Genomic DNA, 647 nt, shown 5'->3' on the forward strand with positions numbered 1-647 from the left:
TCCAACGAGTACTTCCTGGGGGCAGCCATGGTCGATGTTCCTCTCATGAGAACCATCTGACCCTCTGTCAGCACCCTCCGCATCTCGGGGGAACCTCAGCCGGACACGCCTGGTGGACCGGGCGCCAGGCCACCGCCGACTACTACGACGAGCTCATCCGACAGGGCGCGACGCAACCCTGGTCACCTGGCCAACTCGCCCAGGCGCGGGAACAGCCGCCGGTGACAGAGCAGTACACCCTCGACCTGTGGTTCCTGCGCGCGTGTGAACCCGAGGACGACGAGGAACTGTAACGAGTTCCACATGCCCAGCAGGGCTGGGGCCGAAAACAGTCGGCTCCAGCCCGCGCGGTGATCGAACCTGCCATCGACCGACTGTCCGACGACCAACACGCCCGGCAACCCTCTGCGACCAGCACGAGCAGCGCCCTATCCACCACACCAGCTTCGCGAGCAGCGGCTACAGGACGAAACGGACTTCCTGCGCCGGTGATCGCGGCCACGGCTGACTGCGCCACCTGGTGGTGTGCCTGCTTACGGGTGCACTGACTTGACTCTGTCGGGGATCTTGGAGTTGCCGAGGTCAGCTGCCCAGGGTTCGCCAGGACTTCGGCCGGTGGATCTCGCGCTGGTCGAGGTAGTTCTGGA

The 647-nt window shown here is 65.2% G+C and carries 1 pseudogene; it reads left to right on the top strand.

Features of this window, described 5'->3' with window-relative positions:
• Positions 1-293, top strand: a pseudogene (locus P1P70_RS45505) (hypothetical protein); the annotation flags it as partial.
• Between the last annotated feature and the right edge of the window lie 354 nt (positions 294-647).

This window comes from Streptomyces sp. MB09-02B (assembly GCF_033794485.1).
In the GTDB taxonomy this organism is placed as follows: domain Bacteria; phylum Actinomycetota; class Actinomycetes; order Streptomycetales; family Streptomycetaceae; genus Streptomyces.